This window comes from Prevotella conceptionensis 9403948 (assembly GCF_000312305.1).
Taxonomy (GTDB): domain Bacteria; phylum Bacteroidota; class Bacteroidia; order Bacteroidales; family Bacteroidaceae; genus Prevotella; species Prevotella conceptionensis.
Window position 1 is genome coordinate 416,599 of sequence record NZ_HE999444.1, and the last position, 15,274, is coordinate 431,872.

The following is a 15,274-nucleotide window of genomic DNA, read 5'->3' on the forward strand; positions in this document are numbered from 1 at the left end:
TTGGCGATTTCCAATTCTCGCCATGACAATGTCCGAGCAAGCTCGACATTGTTCATTTGGCTTAACGAAAACGTTGAGATAGTAGTTGGAATTGTGCCAACCGCATTGCGGTTGTTTACGCATTGTTTCCCTTGGTAGAGCATACAATATAAAGAATATAGTTTGCAAGCTCTAAGTTTGTAAAACTTTCAGCACGTTTTTTAACATTATGAGTGCCCTTTCTCCTCACCAATTGCCCACCTTGCCGCAAAAAATCGATTCTCGCGAAGGTTTGTTTTGATGCTGAATAGGGTTAGCATGGGAATACTGCAAAATGAATTTTTATTTAAAAAGATTGCCATTAGTACTTGTTTGGGGGCTATTTGCTGCAAAATAGAGTGCGTTTTGCCGCTAAATGGAGTGCGTTTTGGTGCTAAACGCAGTGCGTTTTGGTGCAAAATGGAGTGCGTTTTGGTGCTAAAGGCAAGACAAAATGCTGCAAAATGCAGTGCGATTTGCCCCTAAATGCGCGACGAAAAGCATAAATATCCACTGCAATTGTATAAACAAAACCTTTACTAACCATGAAACACATGGCTAGAAAGGGCAAAACGGCCATTAAAAAGTGGGGTTTTAGGGGCTAAAAGCATGTATTTGGGCTTGAAAAATTACGAGCCGGTGACCAATCTAGAAAGGCAAAATGGTGCAAAATGCAGGTTCTAGGCTTAAAAACATACGAGCTCCAAGGCATGAAAGGGTAGAAATAGTGGCTTTTTGCCTACTTTTTAACCAATGTTTTCGCTAGAACGGAGCGAAAATTAGAGCTGGTTTGTAAAGTAAAAAATAACATTTTAAGTTTTTGAACTGGTGAGTTGATGAGCTCGTTAGTTCTTGGCTTGATAAGTTCGTTAGTTCTTGAGTTGATAAGTTTATGAGATTTTGAGTTTGTAAGTTGATGAGTCGATGTATTCGGGAGTTGTTGGGTTTTCGTGAATTTATGAGTCTTGTTTCATTTTTTTGAGTGTTTTTTATGTGAATACATCAATGAGTTGTTTTAAGAACAAGCCTTTATCCCGAACAGGCTAACCATACATTTGCTTGCGCCTATATCGTTTTAAGTAATTCAATAACCTTGTGGATCTCCGAATAAGCCTTTAAATCTTCGGGCGACTCTTGGCATAGTTGGCATAGTTTCTCAGAGTTTTGCACGGCCCTTTCTAAGTCGCCATGCTCAGTTAGATACTTATATAGGTTTGTTTTGGTGAAGTAGCGTTTCGTTTTCTCGTATCCCGGCATGTGTTTCTGCAGTTCGGGCAGCAACTGCTCGTAGCTTTCGTATTGCCGACACACCACATTGGGCAAGAAATGCAGTAAGAACCAAAACTCCGTACAAGGATTTGTTTCTATGAACATCACTCTTCCCGCATATTTCTTTGCTGCGTATTTCTTTTTGGCGTTGTTGTAAAGCCGCATTTCAGAGGGCTGTTGTAGAAGTCTATCCATGTCGAACAGACAGACGATGAAATCGTATTGTTGTTTGTTAAGGTACGATTCTACTAGCTTTAAAATGTGTTTGACGTCACTGTGTTGTGGAAAATCGGGAGCCACTTTGAAGGGATAGCGGCACGTTATCCTCAGCGAATCGAAGTAAAACCACTCTGTTTCTCCTTCGCCAATGATGGCTACACTCTTTGTAACAGTCCGTTTCATGGGGCTAATCGTTAAGGTTCAGATATTGGCTGCCTAAGAAAGGCAACTTAACCAGCTTTCCTTGGCGGTAAGCATTGTATGGCGAAAGGTTTTTATGGAGACCAAGCGATGAGAGACGAGCTAGTTTTGTTTCTCCCAGTTCGTCTTTATCGGTAAACCAAATTGTGTCGCGACGGATAAAGTCTTCGTTGAGAAGGTTGATGTCGTGTGTAGTCAATAGCAATTGGGATGTTTGGTTGCTATTGGCCAAAAACACCTTGATGAAGTAGGACAGCAGCTCATAATGAATGCTAGCCTCCACTTCGTCGATAGCCACAAACTGCTTTTCTCTCAACAGTAAGTTCAGTATAACAGCCATTCCTAATAATCTTATTGTGCCATTCGATTCGTTTTCTTCGGGCAAGGTGTATTTTTTTTCACCAGCATGGTGGGTGAACATCAGTTCCAAGTTTGTTGTTCTCCCCTTATTTAGTATTTTCTCTTTCGTCTTGTCGTCTATGGGAGCTTTCGAAATCAGTTGCCTTAGTTCGGAAGTAAACATCTTATTGCCCTTATGTAGGGCAATGTCTTCGATGTTAAAGTCGGATGCTCTCAGAAAGTTCAATAAAAAACGTTTCAGCTCTCCACGCTCGTCTGTGCTCAAATGCACCTTTACGTAATCAGACAACCGTATGTCTGGTGTCAACACCTCCCTAATATGGTAGGCAAAATATTCGTAAACCTCGTTCAATCTGGTTCTTTCCACATTGCTTTTCCCGAATGCGGCAAGCACGCTGCAATTGTTGATGGTGTTTCCTAAGATAACATCTTGGCTCTTTTTTGTAAGTTTTAGATTGGCCCCAAACGCAATTGTTGTAGAGTCTGTGCTCTTGTCATAGCTACGAATGTATAGCTTTGTAGGTCTGTTTGAGTCGTAAACAATTAATGTTTCAGCACAGATGCGCTCTTCGTCTAATTCAAAATTAAGCACGAATTTGGTTTGATTGACATAAAACGCCATAGACATCTTTGTTGTTTCGTTCCTTGAAGTGTCGTTCAACAGAAAAGGAACAACGCCCGTTTTCTCATTGCGGTCTTGTGGCATTCTTAGTACGAGCGTCTTAAAAAAGTCGATAGCGTTCAGTATGTTGCTTTTTCCCGAAGCGTTCGCGCCATAGATGATGCCAATCTTCAGCAATCTTACTCCATCCTTAACTTCACACGAATACTCGTCAGACATAAATGTATCTGACGTAGGTTCAAAGCTAATGGTTTGAGGTTTCTTTATAGAAAAGAAATTCTCAATAGTAAATTCTGCAATCATAGTGATGATATGTGATAGGTAATGATGATGCAAAGGTACAAATAAAACCGTGATATTTGAATTATATTAATGTATTTCGTAGTTTTATTACGGATTTTTAATTTAAAAACAAACGCTTGTCGATTGTGCTAAGGGTTTTGGTTGAGCCTTTACACTTGTACACATAGGAAGATTTCTTCCTTATTTCTTGCGTGTTTAAGTTATTTTTGCGAAATTCGCAACTTAGTTGCATGCGGTGCCGTTGCTTAGCTTTAAGTTTTGTTCTGCAAGTGTTATGCAGTACGTAGGCATGTATGCGCGGTTTTGAACAGTTTGGTTTGGTGGCTAAATCCACCAATCAAGTTTAATGATATAATAAGCAAATGAAAGATTCGGTAATTGTAGTGAGTGGCGGAATGGACAGCGTTACGCTGCTTTACGAAAAGAAAGACGAGATTGCATTGGGCATTTCTTTCGACTATGGCAGCAACCATAACCACAACGAACTGCCTTTGGCGGCCTTGCATTGCCAACGCTTGGGCATTGAGCATGTGGTTGTTCCACTTGGCTTTATGCACCAATATTTTAAGAGTAGTTTGTTGGAGAGCGGCGACAGCATACCCGACGGAAGTTATGACGAGGAGAATATGAAGTCGACCGTTGTGCCTTTTCGCAACGGCGTGATGCTCGCAGTGGCGGCAGGCATAGCCGAAAGCAATGGCTTGACTAAGGTTCTTATTGCCAATCACGGTGGCGACCACACCATTTATCCCGATTGTCGCCCCGAATTTATCGCCGCTATGGATGCTGCTGTTGAGGCAGGCACATTCGCTCGTGTACGCGTTGTGGCACCATATACCAACATCAGCAAGGCCGACATTGCGCGCCGCGGCAGGGCTTTGGGCATAGATTATGCCGAAACGTGGTCGTGTTATAAGGGTGGCCACGTGCATTGTGGCACTTGCGGCACTTGTGTTGAGCGTAAGGAGGCTTTGCGCGAGGCCGGAATAGAAGACAACACCACATACCAATCGTAATGCCGATGTTTGCGAAAGCGTAGCTTGGCGCGTGATTTTCGCGAGTTGATGATAACCAACACAGCACATATATATAATGAGTAAACCGGCAAAATGGCAACAACTGCTAAGTCTTATCACCTGTTTTCTGCTTGTGCTTGGCGTGAGCATTCGCAGGGATGGTAAGATACAAGGACACGACCTGTTGCAGAAGGGAAAGGCAATTGCAGCCGGCGAAGACACGATAAGGACGTTGGACGACGGCACGGTGGTTGTTAATACCACTGCCCTAGGCAAAGACATTATTGGGTATAGCGGAACAGTGCCTTTGGAAATATCGTTGAAAGACGATCATGTGGTTGGGGTGAAGGCACTGGACAATGCTGAAACGCCTGAGTTTTTTGAAGAGGCTTCGCAACTGCTCACCAAGTGGAACGGTAAATCTATTGATGAGGCACAGCGCATGCAGGTGGATGCCGTGTCGGGTGCAACGTTCACTTCCAAAGCCATTGTAGAGAACATGCAAAGGGGATTGCAGTATGCGGCCAAGGCAAAGGCCGAGGCTAGTATTTGGTCTAAGTTAGACCTTTCTGCCAAATCGCTTGTTGCGTTGGGCGTTGCATTGATGGCAGCCATACTTCCGCTCTTCATTAAGAATAGGCTTTACCGACTTGTGCAGCATGTGTTGAATGTGGCGATACTAGGCTTTTGGTGCGGTACGTTCCTCAATTACACCTCAATGGTGGGCTACATGTCTAACGGCATGAACGTTCTTGCTCTGCTCGTTCCTGTTGTGATGCTTGTCACGGCTTTTGTTTATCCACTTTTTGGTAAGAAATCGTACTATTGCACCAACGTGTGCCCCTATGGCTCGTTGCAAGAACTAGCAGGCAAGTGCGTGCGTTACAAGATAAAGATGAGGCCCAGGGCTATGAAACGCCTAGACCTGTTCAGGCAAATACTTTGGGCCGTGCTGATGTTTTGTTTGTGGACAGGCGTGTGGTTCGATTGGATAGACTACGAACCCTTCTCTGCATTCATCTTCGGGTCGGCCTCTTGGGTGGTCATTGGCATAGCCTTAGCTTTCGTTTTGCTTTCAACGGTGGTTGTTCGTCCCTATTGCCGTTTCGTTTGCCCAACGGGTTCGCTCTTTAAATATAGCCAATATTCAACTCCGTCTGGTAAGAAATATAAGTCATGAAGATTTCAACAATACTCAATTTTGCGCTGGCCTTGGCTTTGGTGTTTCTTTGCGCCAAGCTAGCCATGAGCGGTGGGGCCGGTTCGCAAGCCGCTGCTGGCGATGATGTGGTATACAACAACATCCTTTCGCGCACATCTGTTCGTGCCTATCAAGACAAAGCCGTGGAGAAAGATAAGGTGGAAAAGTTGCTCCGCGCTGGTATGGCGGCACCTACGGCTGTGAATAAGCAGCCGTGGCACTTCGTGGTGGTTACCGAAAAGAAGTTGTTAGCGGCTCTTGCCGAGACCGATGCCCACGCAGATTTTGCCAAAGATGCACCCCTTGCCATCGTGGTTTGTGGCGACATGACCAAGGCCATTGAGGGAGCAGGGCGCGAATTTTGGGTTCAAGACTGCGCTGCTGCCACCGAAAACATCTTGCTTGCTGCCCATGCTATGGGGCTTGGGGCGGTGTGGACAGGCGCTTATCCCCTAGAAGAACGTAGTTCTGAAATGAGCAAAGTGCTGAAATTGCCCGAAACGATGGTGCCACTAAGCGTTGTTGTTATTGGTTATCCCAAGGGTGAAGCGAAGGCAAAAAACAAGTGGGATGCCCAAAAGGTATCGTATAACGTGTATGGGGGACAAAAGATGTAACGGAGCAAAGCGGAAACGAACGGCATAAAAGGTGGGACATCGCGCCTGGCATAATGTGGCTTTCCCCCACGTTCAGCGTGCGTGGTCTGCACATGGGGCGGTGTTGTTTCGCTTGTCTGCTTGGCGAATGGGTTTGGCAAGTGTACATTGCAAATTACGTTTGGTGGTGCCAGTAAAGCCGTATCTTATAAGCTAAAAGGCGAATTTCCTATCAAAAAAAGCTGTATATCAAGATAAATCACTAACTTTGTGCATGTCAATTCAGGCATAAAACAAAATATTCATAACATTAATAAAGATGAAAATCGAACAATTCAACTTTGCCGGCAAAAAGGCAATTGTACGTGTGGACTTTAACGTGCCATTGGACGAGAACGGAAACATCACCGACGACACCCGTATTCGTGGTGCTCTCCCCACTTTGAAGAAGATATTGGCCGACGGTGGCGCCGTTATTATGATGAGCCACATGGGCAAACCCAAAGGCAAGGTGAACCCCAAGTTGTCGCTCTCGCAAATCGTTAACAAGGTATCAGAACGTTTGGGCGTACCCGTAAAGTTCGCCGACGATTGCGCTAACGCCACCGAAGCAGCCGCCAACCTCAAGATGGGCGAGGCTCTGTTGCTAGAAAACCTACGATTCTACCCCGAAGAAGAGGGCAAGCCTGTGGGCATTGACAAGGCCGACCCCGCTTACGATGAGGCAAAGAAAGAGATGAAGGCTAAGCAAAAAGACTTTGCCAAGAAGCTGGCCTCGTATGCCGATGTATATGTTAACGATGCTTTTGGAACGGCTCACCGCCGTCATGCCTCGACTGCTGTCATCGCCGATTACTTCGATGCCGACTCGAAGATGCTGGGTTACCTGATGGAAAAAGAGGTGACAGCCATCGACAACGTGTTGAAGAATGCGCAACACCCCTTCACCGCCATCATCGGTGGCTCGAAAGTAAGCTCCAAGTTGGGCGTAATTAAGAACTTGCTTGACAAGGTAGACAACCTCATCATTGGCGGCGGCATGGGCTATACCTTTGTAAAAGCACAGGGCGGGAAGATTGGCGACTCGCTGCACGAGGACGATTTGATGCCCGAAGCACTGAACGTTATCGCTGCTGCAAAGGAAAAGGGCGTTAACCTAAGCTTGTCTGTGGCTACCGTTGCTGCCGATAAGTTTGACAATAACGCCAACCGTAAGGTGGTGCCCATCGACCAAATACCCGACGGATGGGAAGGTATGGACGCCTCGGAAGAGTCGTTGGCCATCTGGAAGAAAATCATTCTCGAATCTAAGACCATCCTTTGGAACGGTCCCGTAGGTGTATTCGAGTTTGAAAACTTTGCTCACGGAACGGGCGAAATTGCCAAGTACGTTGCCCAAGCAACACAAGAAAACGGCGCATACTCGCTTGTAGGCGGTGGCGACTCGGTTGCTGCGGTTAACAAATTTGGTCTTGCCGACAAGGTTTCTTACGTTTCTACGGGTGGTGGTGCCATGCTCGAGGCCATCGAAGGTAAGGTTTTGCCCGGCGTTGCTGCCCTACAAGGCGAATAAGTTTCCTCGGAAGGGCGATGGTTTTGGCAGCACTTTGCGGCCTTGTTTGGCCAAAGCGTGCCTGCATAACACGCCTTAAACGATAGAAATGAATATGTATCGGCAAGCCTAAACCCATGTGTTAGGCTTGCCGATTTTTCTTTCTCCTAACCCCCTTACACCTTTTATCGCATGCTTATGCGCCCATTACGATTTGCCCTTTTTATGCTCTGCCTGTGGCTTTCGCTTGCAGGCTGGGCTCAGCGCAACCGCATTTTAAACCCCGACATCGCCTCGTTGCAGGTGGTGGCCGGCAATAATTGGCTCTCAATGCCTGTTATCGGCTTGGGGGAATGCGTGCCGGTGAACATCGCTTTCGACGACCTGACGCACGAATATCGACGTTATGCCTATAAAGTGGAGCATTGCAACGCCGATTGGAGCACGTCTGGCGACCTCTTTGTGAGTGATTATATCGACGGATTTAATGCAGATAATGTGATTGAGCATGTGGAACAGTCGATAAACACAAACATGCTGTACACACATTATCGGTTTCAGATTCCCAACGAGCGGTGCAAACTGACGATGAGCGGCAACTACCGCGTTACCATCTACGATGCCAACGACGACGATAAGGCCGTGGCCGAATGCTGTTTCATGGTGGTTGAACCGCGCGTGGGCATTAAACTCAGCGTAGATGCCAATACGGATAAGGGCATTAATAGCCGGTGGCAGCAGGTGGCAATGGAGGTGAAGTATGGCGGAGGCCTCTCTGTAACCGATGTTCAGCGGCAAATTTACACCGTGGTGATGCAAAATGGACGATGGGATAATGCCGTGGTGAACGCCAAACCCCAGTTTGTGATGGGCGACGGACTGCGTTGGTCGCACAATGCACAGCTTGTTTTCGAGGCAGGTAACGAGTATCGCAAGTTCGAAATGTTGGATGTGCGACATGCCAACATGGGTGTTGAGAAGATTGATTGGGACGGCGAGGCCTACCACGCCTACCTTTGGCCCGACGAACCACGCGGCAGTTACGTGTTCGACGAAGATGCCAACGGCGCGTTTTACATCCGCAACAGCGACAATAGGGAAAACAACAGCACCTCCGAATACATTCATGTGCACTTCACTTTGCGTTCGCCGCGTTTGGCTGGCGATGTGTTTGTGAACGGCGTGTGGACAAACGACCAACTTTCCGCGCCTTATAAGATGCAGTTCGACGAGGGGGCGCAGTGCTATCGCTTGTCGCTTTTGCTCAAACAGGGTTATTATTCGTACCAATACGTTTGGCAACAGTCCAACGGACAGACAGCGACTGTACCTTCGGAGGGTTCGTTTTACCAAACTGAGAACCGCTACCAAGCCCTTGTTTATTATCGAAAGCTGGGCGAAAGGGCTGATAGGCTGGTGGGTTTTGCAGAGATAAGGCGGTAGGTAAAGGAGTTATGGAGTTAAGGAGTTAAGAAGTTAAGGAGTTAGGGAGTTAAGGGGTCAAGGTGTTGAGGGAGTTAAGGAGTTAGGGAGTTAAGGTGTTGAGGAGTTAAGGAGTTAGGGAGTTAAGGAGTTAAGGAGTTAGGGAGTTAAGCCAAATGCGTGGTTATAGAGTGCTATGTAGCCTTGTTAACACGTTAACACGTTAACTCGTCAACTTATCAACTCGTCAACCCGCCAACCAGTCAACTTGCCAACCCGTCAACCCGTCAACTCGTCAACCAATAATCCGACATTGAAGTCATCTAGACTTTTTAAATCTCGACAAATTGAGAGGAGTTTGTTATCTTTGAAGTCGTCTTGACTTTTAATGTTTCTATAAATTGAGAGAAGTGCTTGACAAACCAACTCACTGGCTTATAAACTCACAAAAGCCCAACAACTCCCGAAGACGTCAACTCACAAATTCACAAACGCCCCAACTCCAAAGCCCATTAAACCAAAACATCATCAACTTAAAAGTTCATCAACTCAAAAGCTTCCCAACTCCAAAGCCCATTAACTCCAAAGCCCATTAACTCCAAAACATCATCAGCTCAAAAACTTATCAACTCAAAAGCTCCCCAACCCAAAAACTTAAATCGTTATCTTTTATTTTACAATACCGCTCAAATTTTCGTTCCGTTCTAGCGAGAATATTGGCCATAAAGTAGGTAAATTGCCACTATTTTGGGTCTTTTACGTCTTCCGATATGTTCAATTTTAAGAAAAATACCTACGTTTTGTACCATTTAGCCTTTCTAGATTGGTTGCCAACTCATTATTTTTTATCCCCAATTACCCACTTTTAGTCCCTAAAACCTCACTTTTTAACCACCATTTTGGCCTTTTCTGCCATATGTTTCATGGTTCTTAAAGGTTTTGTTTATACCATTTCGGCGTATATTTATTCTTTTCGTCTTGCGTTTAGCCGCATTTTGCACTGCATTTTGCACCATTTTACCTTGCGTTTAGCATCAAAACGCACTGCATTTTGCACCAAAACGCACTGCGTTTAGCGGCATATTGCACTGCGTTTTGCTGCAAATTGCAGTACATTTAGCCGCAAATGGCCCCAAATGTGGTACAAATGGCGGTTTCTTGAAATAAATATTCATTTTATCGAATTCACAGACCAACCCCTTTTTGCATCAAAACAAACCTTCGCGAGAATCGATTTTTTGCGGCAAGGTGGACGATTGGTTGGTAAAAAGGGTACTCATAATGTTAAATTTCTTGCGGAAAAGTTGACAGAGTATGGTAAGTTGACAAGTTAACAAGAAGACAAGTGGACAAGTGAACGAGTTGATTGTTCTTTTCTCGTTCCTCTAAAAGTGCGTTTTCTCGCCATGACAACGTCCGAGCAAGCTCGACAGCGTTCAATTGACTTACTTAAAACGTTCTTTTCTCGTGTGTTGGCATAAACACGTCCACTTTTGACATAAGAACATAAGAAACATAAAGAAACGCTCTTTACTTTTTCCTCATTATGAGCCACTGACAGTCTGTTTTCAACTTGTAGCGGATGCACTGAATGGCCTCCGCCAGGTTGCTTTTAGTAACACAACAGCGTTTTGCCACCGACAAATGTGGCAAGATTACAGTTTTTATTGTATCTTTGTCCAGTACTTCGTACATGAGAGGAGTGTTTGTCTTGGTTTTACAGCAAAGGATAATAAACTCCTCTCAACTTGTAGAGATTTTAAAAGTCTGGCTGACTTCATTTATAAAAACAAAACAGGCAATGAAATTTATAGGCATAATTCCCGCCCGCTATGGCTCTTCGCGCTTTCCGGGCAAACCGCTGGCACAGCTTGGAGGGAAACCAGTGATACAACGCGTGTACGAACAGGTGGCGCAAGCGCTAGACGAGACCTATGTGGCCACAGACGACGAGCGTATATATAATAAGGTGTTGGCGTTTGGCGGAAAAGCCGTGATGACTTCAACCGAACACCAAAGCGGTACCGACCGCGTGAACGAGGCTGTGCAAAAGATTGGCGGCAACTACGACGTGGTGGTGAACATTCAGGGCGACGAACCCTTTGTGCAGCGTTCGCAGATAGATGCCATTTGCCAGTGCTTCGACACCGATGGCGTACAAATAGCCACACTAGGCATTCCCTTTAAGACCATCGACGAGGTGCGCAACCCCAATTCGCCCAAGATTGTGGTGAGCAATGGCGGCTTTGCGATGTACTTTTCGCGTTCGGTTATTCCTTTCGTACGTGGCACAGAGCCCGAACAATGGCTTGAGGCTTACCCTTTTCTTAAGCATTTGGGCATATATGCCTATCGTCCGGAGGCACTTAGGGCGATAACGGCCTTGCCGCAATCGTCGTTGGAGAAGGCCGAGAGCCTCGAACAGCTGCGTTGGTTGCAGAATGGTTATCAGATAAAGGTGGGGCTTACGCAGGTTGAAACCGTGGGAATAGACACGCCCGAAGATTTGCAGCGCGCCGAAGAGTTCTTGAAAGCGCACGCTGCGGGTTGTTAATACCTCGTGTTCAGAACGTCATTGCTCACACCATTGAACGTTTTCGTTAAGCCAAATGAACAATGTCGAGCTTGCTCGGACATTGTCATGGCGAGAAAACGCACTTTTCGAGGAACGAAAAAGAACGTTTTTTGTTCCATATCCACGATAATAATTACAAAAGGTCAAGGTGTTCGCGATTTTTTTCAGTACCTTTGCAAAGGGCAGGCAAACGTTAACGGAAGTGTGGCGACACGCCGTGACAACGCTTGACGCGCTTGCCCATTGTTTACATTTATATAAAGGACATTTCAATAAGATATGAAACAGACAAAGATTGTGGCCACCATCAGCGACCGCAGGTGTGATCAGGAATTTATACGAAAGCTTTTTTTCGCTGGGATGAACGTGGTGCGAATGAACACTGCGCATGCCCCCGAAGAGGGAATGAAGGAAATCATTAAGAATGTGCGTGCCGTTTCGTCGCATATCGCCTTGATGGTAGACACCAAAGGACCGGAAATAAGAACCACCAGTGTTGCAGAACCCATACAATATAAGAGTGGAGACATCGTGAAAATATTCGGTCGCCCCGAAATGGAGACAACGCACGACATACTGAACGTGTCTTATCCCGACATCGCCAACGACGTGAAGGTGGGTGATAGCATTCTCTTCGACGACGGCGAGCTGGACATGAAGGTGCTCGACGTGCAAGGTCCGATGCTCGTAACGCAGGTTCAAAACGACGGTAAGCTTGGTGCACGCAAGAGTGTGAACGTGCCTGGCGAGCATATCGACCTGCCTGCGCTCACAGAGAAAGACCGAAACAACATTCTTTTCGCCATAGAACAAGACATCGACTTTATCGCACACTCGTTTGTTCGTTCGGCCGAAGATGTTCATGCGGTGCAAAAGGTACTAGACGAGCACAACAGCGACATCAAAATCATATCTAAAATAGAGAACCAAGAGGGCATCGACAACATCGACGAGATTATAGACGCATCGTATGGCATTATGATTGCGCGCGGCGATTTGGGCATTGAGGTTCCATTGGAGTGCATCCCCGGGTTGCAAAGGGAAATTATACATAAGTGTATATTGAAGAAAAAGCCTGTAATTGTGGCCACGCAGATGCTGCACACCATGATTAACAACCCACGTCCGACGCGTGCCGAGGTAACAGACATTGCCAATGCCGTGTATTATCGCACCGATGCGCTGATGCTTAGCGGCGAAACGGCATCGGGAAAGTATCCCGTTGAGGCCGTAAAGACTATGGCTGCCATTGCAGAGCAGGCCGAGAAAGACCGCCTGCGCTTAAAGGGCTTGCAGATTTCGCTTGCACCCAATTGCAGTCAGAAAGAGTTTTTGGCCTATTCGGCCATCGAGTCTACGCGTCGGTTGGGTGTTGCGGGCATCATCACCGACAGCGAAACGGGCGAAACGGCGCGCATCCTAGCTTCGTTCCGCGGTTCAACGCCCATCTTGGCCATGTGCTATAAGGAGAAGTTGCAACGTTGGCTCAACCTAAGTTACGGTGTTATTCCCGTTCATCAGAAAGAACACCTTGCGCCCCAATTCATATTTACGGCAGCCATTCGTATGTTGAGGCAAAAGGGCTACATCAACTTGGAGGATAAGATAGCTTACCTTAGCGGTAGTTTCGGCGAGGGCGGTGGCACCACTTTCGTTGAAATCAACAAGGTGGCTAAGGCACTTAACGCCGACAGCAACTACCGTTTCCACCTGCCCGAACACCCTTCGAAAAAACAAACAGGTGAACCTGAGGCCGAAGAAACCTGGGCTGGGGAAAACTAAACCAATGGCATAGTTTTGCATCCCAACGCTAAGAGGCAAGCTCTTGTGGCGGATGGAAACGTCGTTCAAGCGGGTAGGCACGTAAAGCAAAGCGTGTTTGCCCGTTTTCCTATTTTGTTAGTCCCTTTTTATAAGTGTGATGAGCAAATTGTAAAAGATAAATTCTTGTTAACCAAGCGTATTATATAGACTTTAACGCCTCTTTGCAATGAATAAGTTAAAAAAGTCTGTATGCTTTGCACCGCTAGTACGAATGTTATAACTTTGCCCCCAGAAAAAGATTAGTACGTGTTTTTTTTAATACATCAGTTGAATTTAATCAGGAATAAAGATGAAAAAGATTTTGATGACCTTGGTTGCAGCGGTGATCGCTGTTAGTGCAAGTGCACAACAAGTTTATGTAGGAGGTACCCTTGGAATAGGTGTTAGTAAGGTAAAAGGTGGTGATGAAGTAACCACTTACAAAGTTTTGCCCGAAGTGGGTTACAGTTTCAACGACGATTGGGCCATCGGTACGGTGCTCGGATGGGGTAAAGGAAATCCCGTTTCGGTTGCAGATGCCAAAACAACGCAAGCCCGGTTCTTCACCGTTTCTCCTTATGTGCGTTACACTTTCCTACATTCTAAGTATGTGGACGTCTTTGTCGACACGGGCTTAGACTATCTTCGCTACCAAGGAGGCGACAACGAGTTGGGAGTTGGCGTAAAACCAGGTGTGGCCATAAACCTTAACAGGCACTTCACGTTCTTGGCAAAGGTGGGATTTGCTGGTTGGAAGAACGAAAGAGGAACATATACGGACCCTCGAGTCGGCGAAGTAAAAATCAACAACCAGGCATGGGGTGCATCGTTTGATGGCAACAATTTAAGTTTCGGTGTATATTACAACTTCTAAAAAACAGCATAACCCTTTGGGTTAAAGCCTAAATGCAATGGCGCGCCAGTTTGCTGGCGCGCCATTCGTTTTATAGTAAACGCCATAAAAGTTAGCCATAGAATTGCCTTGGCATGGGGGATTTTATGCGGCATGCCTTTATCAGTTCGATTTCTTTTCGTAAATTTGCACTATAAGAAATTTTTTAGCGTCGCATGCGTGTCCTTATATAATAAGGTATGTTGTTCGACGAACGTTTTGTTAAGAAGAGAAGATAAGGATGAAAGAAATAAGTTGGGGATTTATAGGTTGCGGCGAAGTGACCGAGACAAAATCGGGTCCTGCCTTTAACGAAGTGGAAGGCTCGCACGTGCATGCGGTGATGAGTCGCACTGAAGACAAGGCACGTTCGTATGCCGAGCGGCATCGCATACGCAAATGGTACACCGACCCAAACGAACTTATCGGCGACCCCGACGTAAATGCCGTGTACATCGCCACGCCGCCATCCAGCCACGCCACCTTTGCCATCATGGCCATGAAAGCAGGAAAACCCGTGTATGTGGAAAAACCCCTGGCTGCGAGCTACGAAGACTGCGTGCGCATTAACCGAGTGAGCGAACAGACGGGCGTGCCTTGTTTTGTGGCTTACTATCGCCGTTACCTGCCTTATTTCCAAAAGGTAAAAGCCATAGTTGATAGTGGTGCCATTGGCAAAATCACCAACGTGCAAATTCGTTTCGCTGTTCCGCCGCGCGATTTGGACTATTCCACCAACAGCAACCTGCCTTGGCGACTTCAGCCCGACGTGTCGGGAGGCGGTTATTTCTACGATTTAGCCCCACATCAGCTAGACTTGATACAAGAACTCTTTGGCGTTATCACCCGCGCGCACGGCTATTTGTCGAATAGGGGGCGATTATACGGCGTTGAAGACACCGTGAGTGCGGCCTTCGAGTTTGAAAGTGGCGTGGTGGGAAGTGGCAGTTGGTGTTTCGTTGCACACCAAAGTGCAAAGGAAGACTGCATCGAGGTGATTGGCGAACGTGGTCTGCTGTCGTTCTCGGTGTACACCAACAACCCCATTCAACTTGTAACAAGTGATGGCGCAACAAGCTTTAACGTAGACAATCCTGCATACGCACAACTGCCCATCATAAAGGCAGTTATCGAAGACTTGCAAGGCATTGGCCATTGCTCGTGCACCAGCGTGAGCGCAACACCGGTAAACTGGGTGATGGACCGAATACTCAACAAATTCTGA

11 protein-coding genes and 1 pseudogene are annotated in these 15,274 nt (G+C 46.4%); 9 read left to right on the plus strand and 3 right to left on the minus strand.

Going from position 1 to position 15,274, the window contains the following annotated elements; genetic code table 11:
• Nucleotides 1-1,083: 1,083 nt before the first annotated feature.
• Together BN93_RS03915 and BN93_RS03920 are read right to left on the minus strand one after the other, a co-directional pair.
• Complete coding sequence (locus BN93_RS03915; RefSeq protein ID WP_019187046.1) at nt 1,084-1,689, minus strand: RloB family protein; 606 nt, start codon at nt 1,687-1,689, stop codon at nt 1,084-1,086.
• Between the two features lie 4 nt (nt 1,690-1,693).
• The gene (locus BN93_RS03920; RefSeq protein WP_019187047.1) at nt 1,694-2,992 is read right to left on the minus strand and encodes an AAA family ATPase; all 1,299 of its coding nucleotides are present in this window, start codon (nt 2,990-2,992) and stop codon (nt 1,694-1,696) included.
• Between the two features lie 362 nt (nt 2,993-3,354).
• On the opposite strand from BN93_RS03920, the gene queC reads away from it, so the two are divergent.
• From queC to BN93_RS03945, 5 genes are all read left to right on the plus strand, one after another.
• The gene (queC, locus tag BN93_RS03925; protein WP_044259719.1) at nt 3,355-4,008 is read left to right on the plus strand and encodes a 7-cyano-7-deazaguanine synthase QueC; all 654 of its coding nucleotides are present in this window, start codon (nt 3,355-3,357) and stop codon (nt 4,006-4,008) included.
• Between the two features lie 76 nt (nt 4,009-4,084).
• Nucleotides 4,085-5,188, plus strand: coding sequence for an FMN-binding protein (locus BN93_RS03930; RefSeq protein WP_019187050.1), 1,104 nt, complete (start codon nt 4,085-4,087; stop codon nt 5,186-5,188).
• Complete coding sequence (locus BN93_RS03935; protein ID WP_019187051.1) at nt 5,185-5,826, plus strand: nitroreductase family protein; 642 nt, start codon at nt 5,185-5,187, stop codon at nt 5,824-5,826. Before BN93_RS03930 ends, BN93_RS03935 begins: the two co-directional genes overlap by 4 nt.
• A gap of 298 nt (nt 5,827-6,124) precedes the next feature.
• The gene (locus BN93_RS03940; RefSeq protein WP_019187052.1) at nt 6,125-7,378 is read left to right on the plus strand and encodes a phosphoglycerate kinase; all 1,254 of its coding nucleotides are present in this window, start codon (nt 6,125-6,127) and stop codon (nt 7,376-7,378) included.
• A 171-nt stretch (nt 7,379-7,549) separates the two neighbouring features.
• On the plus strand, nt 7,550-8,800 hold the full coding sequence (locus tag BN93_RS03945; RefSeq protein ID WP_456238374.1) for a type IX secretion system plug protein: 1,251 nt from the start codon (nt 7,550-7,552) through the stop codon (nt 8,798-8,800).
• Nucleotides 8,801-10,321: 1,521 nt separating this feature from the next.
• Here the strand turns inward: BN93_RS03945 and BN93_RS18425 are convergent.
• A pseudogene (locus BN93_RS18425) lies at nt 10,322-10,474 on the minus strand (IS5/IS1182 family transposase); the annotation flags it as partial.
• A gap of 106 nt (nt 10,475-10,580) precedes the next feature.
• Between BN93_RS18425 and kdsB the strand changes: the two are divergent.
• From kdsB to BN93_RS03970, 4 genes are all read left to right on the plus strand, one after another.
• Nucleotides 10,581-11,333 (plus strand): 3-deoxy-manno-octulosonate cytidylyltransferase, encoded by a 753-nt coding sequence (kdsB, locus tag BN93_RS03955; protein ID WP_019187057.1) that lies wholly within the window; start codon nt 10,581-10,583, stop codon nt 11,331-11,333.
• A 300-nt stretch (nt 11,334-11,633) separates the two neighbouring features.
• Nucleotides 11,634-13,136: a pyruvate kinase gene (gene pyk, locus BN93_RS03960; protein ID WP_019187058.1), complete on the plus strand. Its 1,503-nt coding sequence runs from the start codon at nt 11,634-11,636 to the stop codon at nt 13,134-13,136.
• Between the two features lie 331 nt (nt 13,137-13,467).
• Nucleotides 13,468-14,031 (plus strand): outer membrane beta-barrel protein, encoded by a 564-nt coding sequence (locus BN93_RS03965; protein WP_019187060.1) that lies wholly within the window; start codon nt 13,468-13,470, stop codon nt 14,029-14,031.
• A gap of 259 nt (nt 14,032-14,290) precedes the next feature.
• A complete protein-coding gene (locus BN93_RS03970) occupies nt 14,291-15,274 on the plus strand; it encodes a Gfo/Idh/MocA family protein (protein WP_009230107.1) in 984 nt (327 codons plus the stop codon).